We start from the raw sequence: 20,221 nt of genomic DNA, 5'->3' as shown, positions 1-20,221 counted from the left end.
GTAAATAAAAGCGTTCCGTGAGCTTTCAGCCTACCAAATGTCCATTACGCCAAGATTGATAATGATAATAGTTGAGAAAGATTAGATTTACCATGATAATTTTATTTATTAATTGATGTTAGGTGAACATTTTTGTTATATAAAAAATATGGGCAATATTCCACTTATCAAATATAATCTTTTTTGTTACTCTTTATTCGCCATAAAACGGAAGTGACCTTAAAAGAGTGTAAGTATTCTCTTTCTTTTCTTTGTATCTTATTCATGTATTTTTTATCTGTTCCAGAATTTTTATTGATATTTTTTCTAACATATATTGTTTTTGTTTCTAGCATTGCAACACTTGCAAGTAGGATAAGCACTGACTTACTTGTTGGCATTGATGTTCTTATTTTTATTTTACTCTTATATTTTTTATTGAGTCTTTCAATCCTGTTAGTCGTATATATGCACCTTTGCACTTGCACAGAGAAGTCCATATATGTAAACTAAGCAACGTTTCGATCGTCTTTATATTTTTTCAATATTGGGTATTTCTTTTTCCATTTGGCTACAAAGTAATAAATTGTTCATATCCCAATAAAGATTTCATCTCTTTGTTTTCTAAAGTAAAAACCTCATTGAGTTCTTCTGCTATCTGCTGTTTATCTTTATGTGAGACACAGTTTAGTATTTGTCGCTTAATGTAAGCTACACAAAACTGATGAGATGCCTGGGGGAAAGCTGCACAAACAGCAATCTCTATTCCTTGAAGTGCATCAGATACTACTAAGTCTATTTGAGTAACTCCTCGTTCTTTCAACGCTTCAAGCTCTTCCTTCCAGCATATAGCTCCCTCACTGGGATGATTGACTACACTTAACACCTCTCGGCTTCCATCGTCCAATACTCCTAAAATAGTATAATAAGCCTCTTAGGAAACTTGTTTATCCCTGCGAGTGGCAATGAAAGTTGCATCGATATAAACTGCCAAATAATGAGAAGAAAGCCAGCGGTTAAGCCATTGATCAACGTCTTTACGACAACTGTTACTTAAATAAGAAACCTGCTGTTTATTATATGTGCGTCCATAAATGGTTTCAGATGTTTTACCTATCTGTTCTGTAGTAAGAACTTTGGTGTAAAGAAGATAGAACAACTTTGCACATTCTTCGTCTACTGCGGATTAAGCCTAAAAGAATAGGATAGAAATTACCACTGCGACTGCGTGGAATACGAAGAAAAAACTCAAAACCATGACTATTCTAACCACTAGAACGAATGCCATTACATAGTTCATGTTTATTCTTATTGTTGGAATAACAAGCCTACCAATTATCCGGTCTATATGGTTAATATTTTCTATATTTTGTTGCTTTGTTTCTTATCAAGAATGATAGAATTCTTTTAATATTTTCGGGGAACTAAAACTGCTTGATTTCATTATCTACAAATGCTCATTATTTGACATTGCGGATTGCTTTTATGAGTAAAAACCACTTTTTCAAATATTTAAATTTTGATATTAATATTGTGGATTCATAACTTATACAGGATATCCACATAATTTCAGCTTATGGATATTTGTTTGACAAATTATCTTCTATTGCTCATTGCGCCTTAATCAACAAATCTGACGAGATTGAAAAGAAATATTATGATGTTTGATAACCCTTTCGTATCGTTTTAATCAATCTCTGCTCTAGATAGTAAATCGTATATGATAGAATCATTCTCGCAAGCTTTCTTAAAATTTATGACAAATCTTTTCAGTGCTTCTGGGTTGTCAGAATAAGCGCAATACATACCAGCTTCGGGGTCGTGATTAATATAGTTTTTGAGTTGCGGTTCATACTCTTTCAAGAACACATATGCTAAAGAACACCAATCATAACCATTTCCTTCAAAGCCATCTTCTTCTCTTTTTGCGAAAATTTCTTGTTTGTAATCACCCGCATTAAGGCATACTGAAAAATTATTGTTATGTTCTATCCAGAAGAAAGGAGCAATGAGCTTATTAAATTCTTTAGTGTCCATATTGTTCCAATTCTTTAAAGAGTTCTTGGCTGTTAGTCTTTATACCTTCTCTAAATTTTGTAGGTATTTTATGTCCACAACGATCAAACCATTCATTAAAAACTTTTTTCCAGTCTTGTACTTTATCTTTCTTAATTAAAAGATTTGCATTTACGGTAAACCTACGTGCAAGCCATACAAGAATATCAATGTGAGTTAGAACCGCCTGTATAGGTTTATCCGTTGTTTTTAGCCATTCTATGTTTTGGTCAATTTGTTTTATGGCTAAGTTAATGTACCGTGCATTCTCTAATTCAGCCATTTCGTTACCTTCTGGTGCAGTACTAAATATTTTCATTTTATTCCTTTTTAATGATAAGTGTTTTTATACATTAGTAATTAAATCAGGAAACGTTTATGTACTCCTCATTCTTACTTTTGCAAAGATATATCTTTCTCTCTTACTTTTCTATCTTTTTCTCATTTTTCTTTCTATACTCAAAATTACAGGTAGAGAGTAGAGAGCAGAGTGATGACCAATAGTTATAGATTTTGAAATGTAAAAGAAGTAAAAAACACTCCAATAAATTTATAATGAGATGTTTAGATTGATTCTTGTAAATTGTATGGAACGAGGTAAATATTTATTTGTATATTATTATTGCAAAAAAGATGATATTTTTTGCTGAAATATTTGGAGGATTAAAAAAAACATCGTACTTTTGCACACGCTAAAAAGAAATAGCAACACTGCTTCAGTAGCTCAGTTGGTTAGAGCACCTGACTGTTAATCAGGGGGTCGTTGGTTCAAGCCCATCCTGGAGCGCAAAGAAATAGAGGATAGTCTAATGATTATCCTCTCTTTTTGTTTATATTCATTTTTCAAGTAATATTTAGTTTGCTTTGTATATCCTCAAATCGTTGACTTTCTTTTCCTTGCTTAACTTTCTTGTTAATATTATATCTGTTTTTGTATAAATATTTGGTTAAAAAGTGATAACTATACTTTAGTAAGAGAATAGCGCAAGTTTTAAGTTGCAGAGTAGCTGTGATTTCTGCGTAATTTATGTACTCCATACCTGCGTAATAGATGAATCTATAATTTATTGATATCAAAATGTTTAAGTACTTCTTCTTTTAGGGAAGAATAATTACATTTACACCCTAATTATTTTGTTTATTAAGTGCGTGTTTTTACTCAATTTTCATTCTTTTATAGTGTCTTTTTGCAACATCTAATTGTTAATTGCTATAATAACTTATTGTTTTTTATTTTTTTTCTTGCATAGTAATATATTTTGCTTTATCTTTGCCTGCTGTAAACGAAGAATAATAAATTCTTTGTCGTCTAACAACAAGCAATTTAAAATTATGAAAAAAACAGTTTTAACTCTTTTAGTACTACTTACTTGTGCTTTCAGTACAGTTAGTGCACAATTACCTTCAGTAACACTTAAGGACATCACCGGCAAGGCTGTTCGTACAGATACTTTGTCAAATAATGGTAAGCCATTTATCATTGACTTTTTTGCAACTTGGTGTAAGCCTTGTAATCGTGAGTTGAAGGCAATTAGCGAAGTTTACAATGATTGGCGCGAAGAAACTGGTGTAAAACTTATTGCTGTTTCTATCGACCAAGCTCAGAATGTAAATAAAGTGAAGCCATTGGTAGATGAGAATGGTTGGGAATACGAAGTTTTGCTCGACCCTAATGGCGAATTTAAACGTGCTTTAGGTATTCAGATGATTCCTTATGTGCTTATTTGTGATGGCAAGGGCAACATTGTGTATAAGCATAATGGTTATACTGAAGGAGCCGAGAATGAATTGATTGAGAAAGTTCGTGAACTTATAAAATAGTAAGTATTATGAAAAACAGTATCTGGTTGTTATGCCTGCTTGCATTTGGAGCAGTGAATGCTAATGCGCAAGAGGAAGATAATACCAACGATAATAAAGTTTCTGTAACTGGAAGTATACAGAGCGACGTTCTTGTTCCACAAGAAGACTTAAAGATTGGGTCGCCAAAATATAAAGAGAAGGTGTTAACAAACACTTTCCTCGATCTTAATCTCATTAGTAAAAATGTAGATGCAGGTGCACGTTTTGAGTTTTTAAGATTCCCACTTCCAGGCTTTGAACAAGACTATAGAGGCTATGGTGTTCCTTATTTCTACTTAAAAGGAAAGTTTGAGAAACTTGAAGTAACATTAGGAACCTATTATGAGCAGTTCGGTTCAGGTTTTATTCTGAGAACCTACGAAGAGCGTAGTTTAGGAATAGATAACTCTTTGTTGGGAGCACGAGTTGTTTACAAGCCTTATAAAGGTATTGTAATGAAAGGTATAACCGGCGAACAGCGCAGATACTGGGCACATAACAACTCTTGGATAAATGGAGTTGACCTCGAATTAAATCTTGGTGAATGGTTTAATGGCCTACAGAAGCGCGATACACGCATTATGTTAGGAGGTTCTTTCGTAAACAAATACGAAAATAACAAAGAAGACAAAATAATGGTAGACCGTACACATATGTTGAATCTACCACAAAATGTAAATGCTTGGGATGCTCGTATCCAATTGCAAAAAGGCGGATTTAATGTTCTTGCAGAGTATGCAGAAAAGACACAAGATCCATCTTTTACGAATGGTTACATCTATCGTAAGGGTAATGTAGCAATGCTTTCTGCTTCATATTCACAGCGTGGAATGAGCGTTCTTTTGCAAGCAAAACGTTCTAACGATATGGCTTTCAAGAGCGACAGAAATAGCATTGGAGTCTCTTCTTACATTAACCATTTACCAGCATTTACACAAGACCAAACTTATGCCCTTGCTGCATTCTATCCTTATGCAACTCGTCCTGATGGTGAATGGGCATATCAAGCACAATTGGGTTATAAGTTTAAACGTAAAACATTCCTTGGTGGTCCTTATGGCATGAATGTTAAGGTGAATTTCTCACACGTTCACGCAATCGATAAAACTCCAAATTTAACAGGTTCTATCGATAATATCAATATCAAGGGCACAAAAGGTTATGGTTCTGCTTTCTTTAAGTGGGGCGACCAAACCTATTATCAAGATTTGAATGTACAAATAGAGCGTAAAATTTCTAAGTCATTCAAGCTAAACTTAATGTACATGAACCAGTTCTATAATAAGACTGTTGTTGAAGGCGAAGGCGGAATGATACACTCTGATATCTTTGTAGTAGATGGTAAGTACACTTTCTCTCCAAAAGTAAACCTTCGTGGAGAAGTGCAATACCTTTCTACAAAAGAAGACCAAGGTAATTGGTGGTTTGGACTACTTGAATTAGCAATTGTTCCTCATTGGATGTTTACAATAAGCGATATGTATAATGCAGGTGAAAGCAAATTGCATTACTATCAAGGATTCATAACTTTCAATGCTGGTGCTCACAGATTACAGGTTGGTTACGGACGTACACGTGCAGGCTTTAATTGTTCTGGAGGTGTTTGCCGTTATATTCCTGCAAGTAGAGGAGCTACAATTTCGTACAATTATAATTTCTAAACAAGACATAAAATGAAAAAAATAATTCCATTACTATTAGCGTATGTAGCAATATTTTTCACTTCATGTGCAAATGTAGATGAAAATGAAAGATTTGTTACAGTAGAATCTTCTGACGCTAAGCGTGCCGTACTTGTTGAAGAGTTTACAGGACAAAAATGTATCAACTGTCCTGAAGCACACGAGGAGTTGGCCAAAATACAGAAAGAATATGGAGAGAATAATGTAATCACTGTATGTATACATGCTTCTGCTTTGGCAGCATCTCCTTTGAAAACAACTGTCGGTGAAGAATATTATAAGCACTGGAAGGGATCAAATGGTCTTCCATGTGCTGTTATAAATCGTAATACTGGTTTGCTTGGCGTTTCAGTATGGGCAGGTGTTATTAATAACGAACTTCAGAAGACTACACCTATTACACTTTCAATGACCAATAGCTTTAATGCTGCAAATCGTCAATTGACCATTGATGTAAATACAATGAGTCAAGTAGCATTTAATGGTAAATTGCAAGTTTGGATTGTAGAAGATGGCATTGTAGCTAAGCAACTTCTTAAAGATAATCGTGTTGATGCAAACTATGTTCACAACCACGTATTCCGTGCAGCTGTAAATGGAACATGGGGAACAGATATTGCTTTACAAGAGAATGTTGAAACAAAGAGTAATTTCTCTATCCAATTAGATGAGAAGTGGAACGAAAAGAATGTTTCTATCGTAACCTTTGTTTACAACGATTCTGGCGTTCAACAGGTTATTAAGCAACATGTAAATGGTTAATAATAAAGTTTTATAATATTAAGAAAAGAACAATGAGACGAATTTTATTTATGGCAGCTGTATTGCTCTCAATGGGTATGGGAGCAATGGCTCAAAATGCAAAAAAATCACTCCAGTTTGTAGATGGTCAAGGTAAAGTAATTCCTAATGGTTCAGTTATCGAACTTACTAAAGTAACAGTTGATGAAGACTTTGGTGAAACATATATGAAACCAGACCTATTTGTAAAGAATGTATCTAACAGTAATCAAGTTGTAGGCTTGAAGTTTGATTTAACATCTATGCCTTGTGGACGCTTACAAAGCTGTCCAAGTAGCTGTTCTTCATTTGCAAATCCAGGAATAGAATATTCAAGTTCAGTAGAAGTGAAGTCAGGTGCATCTCAGGACATCGCAACAGAATGGTTCCCACCAGAGGAAGGTACTACTGCAAAAACTTGGACAGTTACAATAACAGCAGGCTTATGCAAGAAAGGTGCAGCTGCATACGAATATGCTGAAGATGGTCCTTCAGTAAAAGTTAAGTTTATTTATGACCCAACAGGTATTGAAACAGTAAATAGTGGAAATGTAACTGAAGTTGTACGTTACAATGCACAGGGTCAGAAAATTTCAAAGCCTTGTAAGGGTATTAACATCATTAAGCTTTCTAATGGTAAGACCGTTAAGAAAATGGAGCTTTAATCTACAATGAGATGGCAGGATAAACCTGTCAGTATAAAATCGACTTTTTTGTATTTACAATGTGTTTGTAAATACGGAATCATATAAGAAGCCATATCTTTCCCTATTTAAGGGCTACGATATGGCTTTTTTAATTTAATTCCTTTTATTAGTGTCTGATTATTTACTAATTCTCCTATTGTATCTTGATATAGTCTTACATAGGGGGGCTAACATTGTTTTAATAAGCTATATCCTATACGCTCAGTACGGCATGAACTATCTATTTTGACTGCCTCCATTTTTTATATTGTCAGAAATGATATATTGATGTTTCAGGCAGAGAAACTAATAGTTATTTTTAGTTGTGATGATGAGTCGAGAATTTATAATAACAAAATAAAATTTTGTTATTATAAATTCTCTATTTTTTTATTATAAATTTTTATTTTATAATTAAAGTTTTCTCATCAATCATTATAGTCCTTTACAACCACTATTCTCTCATTGTTCAGAAAGTACAAAGTTCGGAAGATTTCCTTGTACAATTTATACCAGTATTATTATCTCCCAACTATATTATAATTACTTTTAGGTCGGATTTGTATGTAAAAAATATTCATGCTTTTAAATTCTTTTTTTTGTCATAAAATGTATTGTTTACATAGTGTCTTTACTATATGGAAGATATTGCTAAAAGGTATTGATATGCAGTGTTGATTATCTTCAATTAGTTATATAAAGAACACTTCGTAATACTTAAAGTCGTACAACTTAGTATAAGTATGTTTTTAAAATTAATTTATATTCGCTTGATGGCCATAGCTTTATGGGCTTAATATCTTGGAATCTTAGCAAATAAAAATTTAATTGTACTTTTTTTTATATTTTCTTGCATAATATTTTTATTTGCTATATCTTTGCTGCCGAAAGAAGAAAACTAACTACAAACATTTAATAGTAAACAATTTAATAATTAACATTTTTAAGTATGAAAGAATTTTTACGTTTAAGAGTTTTAGCAGTAGTACTTTTTGCTGCTTTTGGTGTGTCTAATAGTTTTGCTCAAGGCGACCTTGACGAACAACTCGTTTTCCTTGGTATTACAATGACTAAAGAGAATGGAAACAATCTTGATGCAGAACGCAAATGGGTAAAATCAGGAACTGTAAAATATGATGCCGATACTCGTACTATTACATTAGAGAATGCTCAGATTGTAGTAACTGCAGAAAATTGTCCACAATACCAATCTGAAAGTGGAACTTGGTATCCTGTTATTGGTACATTCCGTTTTTATTGTCCAACCGATAATATTACAGTAAAGTTAATCGGTAAGAACTCTATAACCACAACACAGACAGGTTTTGTTATGCTTACATACCAAGAAGCAGAGAATGTGAATATTGATATGATAGGTGGCGGTAGCCTTTCAATTAACGCAGGTTTAAATGGTATTGACGACAGACATAATGGTACCTTTACCATAAAAGACGTTGATTTGGATATTAAAGCAAAAAGATGTGGTATTTGTGGCGGGTATACAAGTCGTTTAGTTGTTGATAACTCAAATGTATCTTCTGAAGCTCAATATGGTGCAATTTGCTCTTTCAAGAAGTTTAGCATGAAAGGCGTAAAATGTGTTTCTCCAGTTGCTGATCCAAATGCAACAGCAGAAGATGCAGAAGACCCAAATAGCACAAAAACAGTATCATTTGAAAAAGGTGGTGTAACAAATGCGTATGGTACACCATGGGATATCGCTATTTTGCAGCGTGAATCAACTGGCATTGAGTCTAAAACAATCGTAAAAGACAATGCTCAGGTAGTTGCTGTTTATGATGTTTCTGGTCGCTTGCTTAAAGATTTGCAGAAGGGTATCAATATCGTTCGCTACAACGATGGTACAGTAAAGAAAATCGTTAAGTAATGCTGAAACCTATATTTGCATCGAAAAAATATCTTGCTTAGATGTTTTCGTCGGATGTAAAATTTATTTGAAATACTTTAGGAAACTCATACCTTATAAAAGGAATGAGTTTCCTTTGAAGATTTTAGCAAACCTTTTTATTTGTAAACTATAGACCTCGAAAAGTTTTGTCAGGGTTATAGTATAGAATTACTCAGAGCTAAACATATATCTTATGAAGAAATTATTGCTTTTACTTGTACTCCTTTCAGTGGGCAGTATAGCACAAGGCAATCCTGTAAGTTTGGAGAAAGCACGTCAGATAGCATTAAATTATATCAAAGGGAATAGTGCAAAATCTCCTCGTATGCAGGCAAAAGTTGCCGATGTTATTAAAAGTGCGCAATTATCCACCGATGCTTATTTTGTTTTCAATGTAGGCAAAAATAATGGATTTGTCATTGTTGCTGCCGATGATAAGGCTCCAATTGTTCTTGGACATTCTCAACAAGGAACATTCGATGAGAAAAATCTTCCTGATGGAATGAAATGGTGGTTAGAATGTTGCCAACGTTATGTAAAGTATGTTGCTGGCAATGAAAGACCAAGAACGCTTACAAAGCTTGAAGATTTGCCAGGCTTAGTTAAAACAAAATGGAATCAAACAAGCCCTTATAACCTTAGGTGTCCTAAATTTGATGAAGGATTTGCTGCGACGGGTTGTGTTGCAACAGCAGCAGCGCAAATTATAAAGTATCATGAATGGCCACAAAATGCAACATCTCTGATTCCAGGTTACGAATCAAAAATGCAGAATTACGAACAAACTCTTCAAGACCTTCAACCAAAGAAATTTAATTGGGGAGCTATGAAAGATAGTTATACTCCTCAAGAAAATGCCGACGAGGTTGCTTGGCTTATGCGTTATGTTGGGCAAGCTGTAAAGATGAATTATTCACCGAAAGAATCTGGTGCTAATGCTTTGGTAGCAGGGTTCAAGGATTATTTTGATTATGCTAATACAGCGCAAGAATTAGAACGCTCGTTGTATACGGAAGCTGAATGGCAACAAAGAATTTATGATGAAATAAAAGCGAAACGTCCAGTGCTGTATACTGGTGGTAAGTTCGATGTTAATTCTGGAATTATTGGTTATCATGCTTTTGTCTGCCATGGTTATAAAGATGGTAAGTTTCTTATAAATTGGGGATGGGGTGGTTTGTCAGATGGCGAATACGATTTATCAGTACTTAATCCATCTATGCAAGGAACTGGTTCTTTCTCTGGTACTAGCGGTTATACCATAAAACAAGCTGTAATTGTTGGTTTGAAACCAAATAAAACAAGTGAGCAGGCTGAAACTCATAGTATCTTTGTGAAAGATATAAAAGATGTACAAGACAAGTATCAGCGTACAAATAATTCTGCTAACTTTGTTATTGATAGAATTGCTTTGAAAGTTTTAGCAAATAATTATACAAAGCAGAAAATAACATTTGGTTGGCAACTCAGAAATGCTCAGAATAAACCAGTAGAAGGAACAGCAATTCTGGGTAAAGTAGATATACTCGATATGCTACCGAATAATCACTTATTCGAATGTGTAAGCAATTCATTGACATTTGGTAAAGACTTGCCTGCTGGAACTTATTATCTTGTCCCAATGTACACAACAGATTCTGATAGTGGAAATGCTTGGACTCCTTGTGTTAATTCAAGTATGTATATTAAACTTGAGGTTGCAGACCAAGAAATGCTTACAACAACTTTCAGCAATAGAAGTGATATTGAATGTAAAGCATTGACACATGATGGACAGGCAGAGGAAAATATCGAAACAAAGCTAACTGCAAAGCTTCTTAATAACGGTATATCAAATACTATAATAGTATATCTTTACGACGCAACAACAGGAAAGAATGCAAATGCTGTTGGTTTGATGATTGATGCTAAGAAAGAACAAGAAGTAACGCTTCCTTATACACCTAAAACACCAGGCAAACATCTTGTAGAGCTCTATGCGGATAATCAAAGAAAAATAAAGATAGGTGCTATAGAAATCAATGTCAAGGAAGGTGTAGAAGCAGAATTAACACAAAGTGGCTTAAAGGTTAAGAACGCCAAAGATAATACTGTCATGGATAAATTCGAATGTGAAGTTACAGTAGAAAATTGGGGCAATAAGACCTATAAGAATAAAATTATAGCTATTCTTACTGACCGTAGTTCTGCTAATATCGAAACACTTGCTCAAGATGTAGAAATAGAAGAAGACGGAAGACAGAAACTAACATTCGCCTTTAGCAAAATGCAAGATGGAGGCGAGTATTGTGTGAAGGTTTATTATATGAATAAAAACCTTCAAACAAGATTGTCTTTAGAATCTCCTATATATTATACTTTCCGTTTGAGCAATGGTATTGAGAATATAGAGAGCGATAATGCTGAAAGCAGAATTGTAACTATCTATCGCATTGATGGTAGCGTTGCGACACGTGTAGAGAAAGATATTTTGAATCAGATATTGAAAGAAATGCCAAATGGTATTTATATCGTGAATGGAAAAAAGTATTTAAACAATTAATCATATAGGAATGTCTAATTTTTAAGAACATACACTATAACATAATTGAAAGCAGTATAGGCTTTTGAGAATAATCTTAAGAGCCCATGACTGCCCAAAATCTAAAAACGAACTATAAACAATGAAACATTTATTTATATCATTACTTGTTGCTTCTGTTTCTATTTCGGCAGTGGCACAAGATATACAATTTACGAAAGCACCTGTTCCTTCAGGAACAGTGGTAAAGGTGAGTCCACAGATAGAAGCTAATCAACGTATTATAAGCGACTTTTATGAAGCTGCAGGAAATGGAGCAGCACCATTTAATAATGGAGAAACCATGATAGGCTCGTATTATCCTCAAGAAATGTTGAAGCCTTTCATAGGTTGTAATATTAAATCTATCAGAGTTCTTGCCAAAGATGTAAGTAGTATTAAAAATGTCTTTATAAAAGAAGGGAGTACTATTGCTGAAGCAACAAAAATTAAAGCAGAAGAACCACTGGGATCATCAATTGGCGATAATTGGTACGAAATTAAGCTGAAAAAAGCGATTGAAATAACAGCAGACACCAAAGGATTTGTCGTTGGATATAATCTGGAAGCTGGTAATCAAGGTAAAATATCTATAGGACGGAATGGTGTAAACTCTTTTATAGGCAATATTTACACATATTTTAGTGCAACAAATGAATGGGTAAATCGTTCTACAAGCCAACCTTTAACATTACCATTGCAATTAGTAGTTGAACCTGCTACAGGGATAACTATGAGTGAAATAGTAGTCAGTCATATAGAATTGCCTCAATATACCGAAGTAGGAAAAGCTATAAAAGTCGATTATTGGTTGAGTAATGCAAGTTCTACACCAGTAAATAACTTTGAGCTTGATATATTGGTAGATAATAAGCTTATTAAAACTATATCAGTAGACGAAGGTGTTGCAGTTGGTGAAACAAATAAAAAATTCACCATTGCTGAACTACAACCAAATATAACTGAGGCAGGAAAACATAATCTTGTCTTAAAGTTCAAAAAAATAAATGGAAACGAACTGAATAATGTAAAAGGCATTGAGAATAATCACAAAGTGCTTTACTATAAAGATGTAGTTGCAAGGCAAAAAACACTCGTTGAAGAATTTACTTCTGAACGTTGCATAAATTGTTATCGAGGCATTCAGAATATAAAAGAGCTCAAGAAACGTCAGTCAGATATGGTAACGGTGGCAGTACATCTCAATGAAAAGGCATTTAGAGATGATGTGGCAGCACCCGAAAGTCAGTTTATTAAGCGAATGGCAAATGTCAGTGGAATTCCTTCTTTTGCTTGTAATAGAATAGCCTTTATTTATAATAAACAAGAAACTATAGCAAACCCAAATATTGCTCAGATATCTGAAGAAGCAACACAGGCGATTGATAATTTCTACGATTTTTCAAAGAAAAATACTTGTGTGTTCTCTACTCTTGGTATTGTGAATAAGTACGATAAGGACAGCAAGAAAATAAAAATTACTGTAACAGGAACTGGTGTAGAAAAGGCAAATGAATTGCTCGAAGATTATGCACTCTATGTTCTTGTTAAAGAAAATAATGTCAATGGCCGTCAAGGAAATGAAAATGGAATGCTCGATGACGTAAAACATCAAGATGTTCTTCGTGGATATGTTTCAGATGTAAAGGGAGATAATGATCTTGTATGGAATGGTGATAATTTTACTAAGACTTACGACTTTGCAATACAGAACAATTGGAAACCTGTTGACTTGGAAGTTGTAGCATTTATTGCTCCTAAAGTCAAGGAAATCGGTTTTAATCTTGAGAATTTAGCCGTACAAAATTGTGTAAGCGAACCTCTTGCTAATGATGCTAACGCAATAGATAATATAGCAACAGATTCAAACGCAAAAGAAATAGGACGATATAATGTAAAAGGTCAGCGTATATCAGCACCTCAGAAGGGAATCAATATCGTTAAGTTCTCTAATGGTAAGGTGTTAAAAGAAATTGTTAAGTAACAAATAAAACGCATATAGGCATGCTTTCTCAGAAATGTGAAACATGCCTATATATGACTTTATGGAACGTATGTATGTGTTAATGAAACACCCTGTTTATATAAATGAAAACTGAAATAAAAAGCCATATCTCTATCCTTAAACAGGAATAAGATATGGCTTTTTCTATTTTAACAACCTATGTGCGATTACTTATATTTTTGAAGAAAGGTAGAAAGTGCATGACGAATAGAACGTAAACCAAATTCTTCGGTATGCACTTCTTCAAGGTTGAGCCATAAAGCTTCCTCAGCATCATCGTTGGCATGCAATTCTGTTTCGTTATTTACCTTGCAGATAAAGAACGAATCAAGTGTGGGGACTACAAAACCACTATATTCGTATCGGTTGGGAAGAGTAGTAAAAAACTCAAACTCCGTAACATTCAATGCTGTTTCTTCTTTTACTTCGCGAAATAACGCCTCATTTATCGTTTCACCAATATCGACAAATCCTCCTGGTAAATCAAGCGTTCCCCTTGCAGGAGCTTTTTTACGCCGTAGTGTCAGCAATTGTCCTTTGCTGTTTAGGATAAAAGCAGCAACAGCAGCACTTGGGTTGAGATAGTATTCAAAGCCACAGCGTTTACAATGTTTGCTTTTATCGTCTTGTTCTTCAAAGTTATTACTTCCGCAAATAGGGCAGTATTTGAACTTTTCTAATACGTGCATTGTTTTTTACTCTATTAGGTTAGTTGTTAATATAAAGACTATATTCTTAAAAATAGTTTAATGGCAGAATGAATTGTCTGCTACGCTTGCAAATATACTAAAAACTCTAAACATTGAGAATTATTTCACTCTTTTTTATTACTTTTGCGTATAATACTTGATTTATGCCCTGTTCTCAGATGATGGGCAGATAATTTTCAGAAATAAGAATAATGAGATTAAGAAAACTTTTTTTGGTAGTAGGATTAGTTGCTACCGCGATGTTTGCAACTGCGCAAAGTAGATTTGATGTAAAGCTTTATAATAGTCGTCCTCCTTATAGCAATGGCGACAATATGGATACAGCGAAAGTGCGTGTATATTTACCAGCAGAGCGAGAAGCTACAGGTAGAGCAGTTATTATTTGTCCTGGTGGTGGTTATAGTTCTTTATCTATGGATACCGAAGGCTACGATTGGGCAGAGTTTTTCCAAAATCAAGGTATTGCAGCTATTGTTTTGAAATATCGCTTGCCAAATGGTAAACCTGAAGTTCCTATTGCCGATGCAGAACAAGCAATGAAGTTAACACGTATGAATGCTTCTTCATGGAAAATAAATCGTGATAATGTCGGTATTATGGGTTTCTCTGCTGGAGGACATTTAGCAGCTATTGTAGCAACAATGTCTAAGGGAGATGCAAAGCCAAATTTCCAAATTTTATTCTATCCAGTTATTTCTATGATGGAAGGTTATGGCCACGAAGGTAGTTTTCACAGCTTATTAGGCAAACACCCTGGTAAGAGCGACCAAAAAAAGTATAGTGCCGATATGAATGTTAATAGAATGACTCCTCGCGCTTTTATTGCACTTAGCGACGATGACGATACAGTGCCGCCAGCAAATGGAGTAAACTATTATACTGAACTTTATAGAAACGATATCCGTGCGTCACTCCATGTATATCCTGGTGGTGGTCATGGTTGGGGAAGCAAGATAGGTTTCCGTTATCATGAAGAAATGATGATGGACTTGAAGGCATGGTTGAGAAGTTTTTAATTAAAAAATTTCTGATTAGGTACAAGTGTAAAAAAAAGCAAATATTTTTATTTAAAGTTTAAAATAAAAGTAGTACATTTGCACCCATCAAGAAATTATAAATTAAAATAACTATTTAAGCAATGAAAAAGAAAACCATTTTGTTAGCACTTTTATTATTAAGTGTGCTTACTGCAAATGCGCAAGAAGAAAGAGTGCGCGACAAAAGTGTATATCTCGAATTTTTCGGTCCTTCACTTGGTGTGGGCGTAAGTTATGATGCACGTTTCAGCAAAACTTCTAAATGGGGGTACCGTGCAGGTTTTGGATTTGCTTATTCTCATGAATCAAGTCCATTCGGAAATTCTTCTTCACGTGTTTATTCCATACCATTAGGTGTAACTCATCTTTTCGGAAATCAAAAGCATAACTTAGAACTTGGTGCAGGTGTGAGTGTTGGAATCAATAATGACACACATAGAGTGGGAGAAGATGTAATAGTCGAACCTTACAATCCTCAGTCTCAATATACGAGAACTAAGTTAGTAGAGGAAAATAAATTTTTAATGTTCACTTATTCAAGCGTTGGTTATCGCTTTACGTCAAAGAAAGGTTTTCAACTTCGTTTAGGAATTACTCCTACAATACCATTAGTTAATCGTGATTTCTTTGATGCTAAGGTAGCATTTATGCCATACATAAGTTTTGGTAAAGCCTTTTAGTATTTTTGTACTCTACAAATATCAATTTTACATACTAACAGGGCCTGTTTTGTGTAGCAAAACAGGCCCTGTTAGTATGTAGTAGAAGGAAGATAATTATTGAGGAGAAAAAATATAATAATAAACAACAAAAACTTTCATTATAATTTTTAATTTTATAATTATAATTTTTAATTTTATAATGATAACTTTTCAAGCCGCTTTCTAACATCGGATCATGTCAAATATAATCTATAATACAGAACATTTTTCGTTTACAATATAAAATATCTTTATGAAAAAGTTTTTTTTAAAGCAGTCTGGGTTTGCACGATTTAATGTAATAGGAAGGTTTGTATTAGCTCCTATAATTTATTTTTCGTATGTATTCATTTTCAATCGTGGCAATTCTAATGGATTGAAGTATGTGGACGAATACATCAATAACTCTGTTCTGATAGAAGTAGTTGTTCCTAAAATTCCATTATATAATGAAAAGACGTATGGATTTTATCATAAACTGGACTCGTATCGAGATGAGTTTAATGGCCTGAAATATGTTAATAGAAACACAGCTTATTCCGAAAGATATAAGAAATATGTTACCGTTATTATGTTTGAGGGCTACGAATACTATTATGCGGGGGATTCCAAATATGATATGGCTGGTAAAAGATGCGCAAGTTTTTTCTATTTCGGCAACCGTATGCTCGTAAGAGCAAACAAGGTTCAATTGCAGGATTCCCACTATGGTAGTCTGCAAAATCCCGTACCAGTATTCTTTTACTGTTTTGTATCAGGAAAAAGACGTTTCAAAGGACCAGACTCTGATTATGACCCAAAGAATCCACTCCACGTAGCTTTGGATTCTGTTAATACGGACTTCAACAGATTATATGTTGAGAAATATCTTACAAGAATTATTGATGTAGATGAATTAACAAGGTTGTATGGCAAGCGATGACCATTACCCAAAATATTGGGAAAAGTATTAGTATGAATGTTGCTCAACTAACTGATAATTTTTAACTTGCAAAAAAATCCCTCCCATCTATGTTTTCATCAACATAAGATGGGAGGGTTAATAGTCATTATTTCCTGTTAGTGTAAGAATTTAAATGTCTTTATTGAGCCATTTTTGTAGTAGACTTGTAATAAGAGTGTGCCTTTTGGCATTGTTGATAAGTCTACAAAATTATTTTGAGTAATAGTAAGAAGTTTTCCTTGCAAATTATAGATGCGAATTTCTTGTGCGTGTTTAAGCATTAATTGTCCATCTATAACAGCAGGTGTTTCGTTTTCGGTGATAGACTGAATACCTGTAATATTGAAAATACGTGTTGGCAAGAAGATATAACCTTCGCCAGACCGACTGAGGAATCCTTCAACATTTCCTTTACCACCAGCAGTAGGTTGTTCGTTTGCATTATTTGGTACAAATATAGTAAGTTCCTTACCAGCATCGCTTATCAACATCTTGCCTGCATTACCTTGTTTAAATGAAATTCCTTCCAAGCTAATGAGTCTTGCTTCGAGAGTTTCAGTATTTTCCAAGAGAGTTTTAAGGTCTGATGGCTTGGCTGAAACAGGATTATTAGAAGAAAGAATAGAAAGGTAAGTAGGTTTAAAATGTAATAAGCCATTTGCTTCCTCAACAAGTTTTCCTTTTAATTTGCCAATCTTATCGCCAACTTTCATACCATAACCAGCAAGTTCTCTTGAATCCACTGCGATACCACTTTTATCGTCTTCAAAGAAAGTATAGTTTGGATTAGCGTCAACCTGTCCAGTAACTAATACTTCGCCAGAAAGCGTGTAAATATAATCAGCATTTGCCTTTGCTTTGCGCAAAGCTGTTACATCGGCAATAAAAGTCTTGTTTTTATATCTAATTTTGAATGATTCAGATATACTCGCCTCTTTCTCGTTATATATAGGTACAACCTGGAAAGTATAAACACCATTAGGGAGAGATAGAGCCGACCAACAGCAAGTATCTGTAATTGCTGTCTCAATACCATTTATTAAGACCTTATAACCAGTTAAATCCTTCATGCGGTCTGGTGCTTTCCAACGCAAAGAGTCCTTTGTAAGTGTAAGCGTTTTTGCCATGTGCGTGAAATGATACTCTTTAGATGCAACGAAATCTTCTGTAGAACCCGTTTTCCAGTTATTGTTTTGGAAAGAAGAATGAATAATGCGAGTCAGAAGTTCAGTTTCAGCAGCGTATTCATATTGTGTTCGCTGCTGAGGAATAAGCTTTTCGTTCTCTTGTTTTGTTTCTACCGATGATTTAATCTTACCCTTATCGTCGAATACCTTTTCTATAGATGCTATTGGCGGGTTCTTAGTATCAAACGATGAGTAAATTGTGTCTAACTGGTGAATAAGATATTTTCCCGCAAACTCCAACGCGCTATTTGTAAAAGAGGTAAGAACAGAATCTCCTTGTTCATTAAATTTATAAGCAACAGTTTGTGTTGGGTGTTGGTAAGAAATATTTGTATCAAAGAAGTAATATTCGGCTTTGTCTATTACAAAAAGCTGTTTATCTCTATTGAATACAAACATTTGCTTTCCAGATAAAGCGCCTGCAGAATTGTAAATATATATTGTTTTTTGGTTCTTTTCCCAATTCTTCTTCGATGGGTCGTAGTGGTCAATTTCTTCCGATTCAATCTTAGAAGAATACTTACGCATAGTTATCGTTGAACGTTCTTTTGGTTGTCCAAAAGCATCATATCCAACGCTGAATGCAAGAGTTTCGCCCATCGAATCACTGGTATAATAGAATTTATTGGTTTGCTTAATATTATCGGCCTCATCTTTAAGTGTTGAGTATTGATTTTTCCAATGTTCTGTAACTTGGTCAGCAACATCAGTTAAATCAATTTCAAACGTTAGAGGGTCAGAATCGCCTTCTTCGTAAACAGCATAAAGCTCTACTTTTACTTTTTCTTTGTCGTAATAATTGAAAGTGCCAAAGTTTTGACTAGGCGAATCAGTTTTACCAGTTACTTGATGTCCGTTATTAGATACAACCCATCTATAACCTTTCAGTGTAAGCCCTTGATATTGTGGTGCAGAGAACTTAAATTTTACATTCCATTTAGTATAGTATTCCTTATAAGCTAATTCAGGATTTGTAGGAGCTGGCAAATTCATCTTGATAGTATGAGTGAGCAATTCGCTGCAATTACCCATCATATCTTGCTCGTAGATAGGAACGATTCGATAGAAGTGTACACCGCGCGATTGATTATGCAACGTGAAATGCATATCGGTAAATAACTCATCTTGTAAAGTGTAATCTACAAGAACTTTATAGCCTTTCAAGCCAGTATTATCTGTTGGAGGAGTTACTTGAATTTCTATATCTCCAAGTGTACCAGCTTTAGCTGTTATACTTGCTTGTGGCGTTTTGTCTTGATTATAAAGATGGTTCAAATAAGCAAACTTGTAAGTTTGCAGAAATTGCTGTGAGGTTGTATTAAATTTGTATTCTTCTACTTCATAAGGAATTGTGTCAGAAGCTGTATAAGCATAATTGCGTTTTTGATATAAACGGAAAGCTGAAGAACCACTTGGTTCTGTTATCTTCTTATAAATGGTATCACACAAAAGACGTTTTTGGTCATCGTAAGCAAAAACCTTCCGTTCTTGTACATCTTCGCTTGTCGCAGTAAATCTAATAATCTTTGTTTCGCTTAACAGATTATCTTCATTATAACTGAAAATTGTTTGACGTTGTTTTTTAGCCGTACTTCCTCCATTGCTATACGATAAGTAAGTAATAGTTGCTGGTCTGCCTTTTTCATCATAAGTATGTTGTTCTTCAGTATTTTTCTCACCTTTATTTGTATAGTGTGTAATGATAGACAACCTATTTTGTTGGTCATACTCACAAGCAATGGAGTCAATACGACGGGCAATATTGGTTTTATAATTATATTGGGTTGAATATTTTAATAGTCCACCATCATTGTAATAGTAGCAAGATTTAACTCTATCAGTACTATCGGAAAGTAAACGTGATTGTGTATCGTAGGTATAGACAGCATTTACAGGAGTTTGTAATTTCCCATCTCGTGTAAAATTATATTTGCTACTTTGTATTAACCTACCTTTTTTGTCGTAAAAATATCGGTCCAGATTCTTTTTCTCCTCTGTTTTTGCTAACGTACCATCAGGAGCTTGTTGGAACTTTATGCGATATGTTTCCATATTTTCTTTCTTCAGAGTTGGCTCTATTTGTGCCGTCGTCAGAAGTGTAGAGAAGGAAAAGAGTATTAAAAATAACTTTCTCATAGTTGGTAT

General features: G+C 34.2%; 14 protein-coding genes, 1 tRNA gene and 1 pseudogene. 11 read left to right on the top strand and 5 right to left on the bottom strand.

What is annotated here, in order from left to right; all coding sequences use genetic code 11:
• Positions 1–302: 302 nt before the first annotated feature.
• From HXN26_RS10890 to HXN26_RS02900, 3 genes and pseudogenes are all read right to left on the bottom strand, one after another.
• A pseudogene (locus HXN26_RS10890) lies at positions 303–1,286 on the bottom strand (IS256 family transposase); the annotation flags it as partial.
• 379 nt (positions 1,287–1,665) lie between these two features.
• A complete protein-coding gene (locus HXN26_RS02905; RefSeq protein WP_273158547.1) occupies positions 1,666–2,016 on the bottom strand; it encodes an immunity 51 family protein in 351 nt (116 codons plus the stop codon).
• Complete coding sequence (locus HXN26_RS02900; protein ID WP_025001667.1) at positions 2,006–2,353, bottom strand: hypothetical protein; 348 nt, start codon at positions 2,351–2,353, stop codon at positions 2,006–2,008. The genes HXN26_RS02905 and HXN26_RS02900 overlap by 11 nt, the downstream gene beginning before the upstream one ends.
• Positions 2,354–2,747: 394 nt before the next feature.
• On the opposite strand from HXN26_RS02900, the gene HXN26_RS02895 reads away from it, so the two are divergent.
• The 8 genes from HXN26_RS02895 to HXN26_RS02860 all read left to right on the top strand — a co-directional run bounded on the left by HXN26_RS02895 (position 2,748) and on the right by HXN26_RS02860 (position 13,477).
• Positions 2,748–2,821, top strand: a tRNA-Asn gene (locus HXN26_RS02895).
• Positions 2,822–3,366: 545 nt separating this feature from the next.
• Positions 3,367–3,855 (top strand): TlpA family protein disulfide reductase, encoded by a 489-nt coding sequence (locus HXN26_RS02890; protein WP_273158544.1) that lies wholly within the window; start codon positions 3,367–3,369, stop codon positions 3,853–3,855.
• Positions 3,856–3,863: 8 nt separating this feature from the next.
• Positions 3,864–5,537, top strand: coding sequence for a DUF6029 family protein (locus HXN26_RS02885; protein WP_025001664.1), 1,674 nt, complete (start codon positions 3,864–3,866; stop codon positions 5,535–5,537).
• Positions 5,538–5,549: 12 nt separating this feature from the next.
• Positions 5,550–6,320, top strand: a complete 771-nt coding sequence (locus tag HXN26_RS02880) for an Omp28 family outer membrane lipoprotein (RefSeq protein WP_273158541.1) — start codon at positions 5,550–5,552, stop codon at positions 6,318–6,320.
• Between the two features lie 32 nt (positions 6,321–6,352).
• Positions 6,353–7,003 (top strand): hypothetical protein, encoded by a 651-nt coding sequence (locus HXN26_RS02875; protein WP_273158539.1) that lies wholly within the window; start codon positions 6,353–6,355, stop codon positions 7,001–7,003.
• Between the two features lie 970 nt (positions 7,004–7,973).
• Positions 7,974–8,912, top strand: coding sequence for a hypothetical protein (locus HXN26_RS02870; protein WP_025001623.1), 939 nt, complete (start codon positions 7,974–7,976; stop codon positions 8,910–8,912).
• Positions 8,913–9,126: 214 nt separating this feature from the next.
• Positions 9,127–11,475 carry a C10 family peptidase gene (locus tag HXN26_RS02865; protein WP_273158536.1) on the top strand — a complete coding sequence of 783 codons (2,349 nt, stop codon included), beginning with the start codon at positions 9,127–9,129 and terminating at the stop codon, positions 11,473–11,475.
• Between the two features lie 121 nt (positions 11,476–11,596).
• On the top strand, positions 11,597–13,477 hold the full coding sequence (locus HXN26_RS02860; protein ID WP_273158535.1) for an Omp28-related outer membrane protein: 1,881 nt from the start codon (positions 11,597–11,599) through the stop codon (positions 13,475–13,477).
• 188 nt (positions 13,478–13,665) lie between these two features.
• Here HXN26_RS02860 and HXN26_RS02855 read toward each other — a convergent pair whose 3' ends face one another.
• Entirely contained in the window at positions 13,666–14,187 is a 522-nt protein-coding gene (locus HXN26_RS02855) for an NUDIX hydrolase (RefSeq protein ID WP_025001621.1), read from the bottom strand.
• Positions 14,188–14,399: 212 nt separating this feature from the next.
• Between HXN26_RS02855 and HXN26_RS02850 the strand changes: the two genes are divergently transcribed.
• From HXN26_RS02850 to HXN26_RS02840, 3 genes are all read left to right on the top strand, one after another.
• Entirely contained in the window at positions 14,400–15,224 is an 825-nt protein-coding gene (locus HXN26_RS02850; RefSeq protein WP_273158532.1) for an alpha/beta hydrolase, read from the top strand.
• 122 nt (positions 15,225–15,346) lie between these two features.
• Positions 15,347–15,925 (top strand): hypothetical protein, encoded by a 579-nt coding sequence (locus tag HXN26_RS02845; RefSeq protein ID WP_273158530.1) that lies wholly within the window; start codon positions 15,347–15,349, stop codon positions 15,923–15,925.
• Positions 15,926–16,199: 274 nt separating this feature from the next.
• The gene (locus HXN26_RS02840; RefSeq protein ID WP_025001172.1) at positions 16,200–16,868 is read left to right on the top strand and encodes a DUF8188 family protein; all 669 of its coding nucleotides are present in this window, start codon (positions 16,200–16,202) and stop codon (positions 16,866–16,868) included.
• Between the two features lie 137 nt (positions 16,869–17,005).
• On the opposite strand, the gene HXN26_RS02835 is transcribed toward HXN26_RS02840, so the two are convergent.
• Positions 17,006–20,212: a T9SS type A sorting domain-containing protein gene (locus HXN26_RS02835; protein WP_273158527.1), complete on the bottom strand. Its 3,207-nt coding sequence runs from the start codon at positions 20,210–20,212 to the stop codon at positions 17,006–17,008.
• Positions 20,213–20,221 lie beyond the last annotated feature (9 nt).

This window comes from Prevotella aurantiaca (assembly GCF_015262605.1).
GTDB lineage: Bacteria > Bacteroidota > Bacteroidia > Bacteroidales > Bacteroidaceae > Prevotella > Prevotella aurantiaca.
This window is presented reverse-complemented; position numbering and strand designations above follow the sequence as displayed.

Bases quoted from the DNA above. Each gene is read 5' to 3' on its own strand.
- HXN26_RS02865 (WP_273158536.1), top strand. From the start codon at position 9,127: ATGAAGAAATTATTGCTTTTACTTGTACTCCTTTCAGTGGGCAGTATA.
- HXN26_RS02875 (WP_273158539.1), top strand. From the start codon at position 6,353: ATGAGACGAATTTTATTTATGGCAGCTGTATTGCTCTCAATGGGTATG.
- HXN26_RS02850 (WP_273158532.1), top strand. From the start codon at position 14,400: ATGAGATTAAGAAAACTTTTTTTGGTAGTAGGATTAGTTGCTACCGCG.
- HXN26_RS02855 (WP_025001621.1), bottom strand. From the start codon at position 14,187: ATGCACGTATTAGAAAAGTTCAAATACTGCCCTATTTGCGGAAGTAAT.
- HXN26_RS02840 (WP_025001172.1), top strand. From the start codon at position 16,200: ATGAAAAAGTTTTTTTTAAAGCAGTCTGGGTTTGCACGATTTAATGTA.
- HXN26_RS02845 (WP_273158530.1), top strand. From the start codon at position 15,347: ATGAAAAAGAAAACCATTTTGTTAGCACTTTTATTATTAAGTGTGCTT.
- HXN26_RS02870 (WP_025001623.1), top strand. From the start codon at position 7,974: ATGAAAGAATTTTTACGTTTAAGAGTTTTAGCAGTAGTACTTTTTGCT.
- HXN26_RS02860 (WP_273158535.1), top strand. From the start codon at position 11,597: ATGAAACATTTATTTATATCATTACTTGTTGCTTCTGTTTCTATTTCG.
- HXN26_RS02900 (WP_025001667.1), bottom strand. From the start codon at position 2,353: ATGAAAATATTTAGTACTGCACCAGAAGGTAACGAAATGGCTGAATTA.
- HXN26_RS02835 (WP_273158527.1), bottom strand. From the start codon at position 20,212: ATGAGAAAGTTATTTTTAATACTCTTTTCCTTCTCTACACTTCTGACG.
- HXN26_RS02885 (WP_025001664.1), top strand. From the start codon at position 3,864: ATGAAAAACAGTATCTGGTTGTTATGCCTGCTTGCATTTGGAGCAGTG.
- HXN26_RS02890 (WP_273158544.1), top strand. From the start codon at position 3,367: ATGAAAAAAACAGTTTTAACTCTTTTAGTACTACTTACTTGTGCTTTC.
- HXN26_RS02905 (WP_273158547.1), bottom strand. From the start codon at position 2,016: ATGGACACTAAAGAATTTAATAAGCTCATTGCTCCTTTCTTCTGGATA.
- HXN26_RS02880 (WP_273158541.1), top strand. From the start codon at position 5,550: ATGAAAAAAATAATTCCATTACTATTAGCGTATGTAGCAATATTTTTC.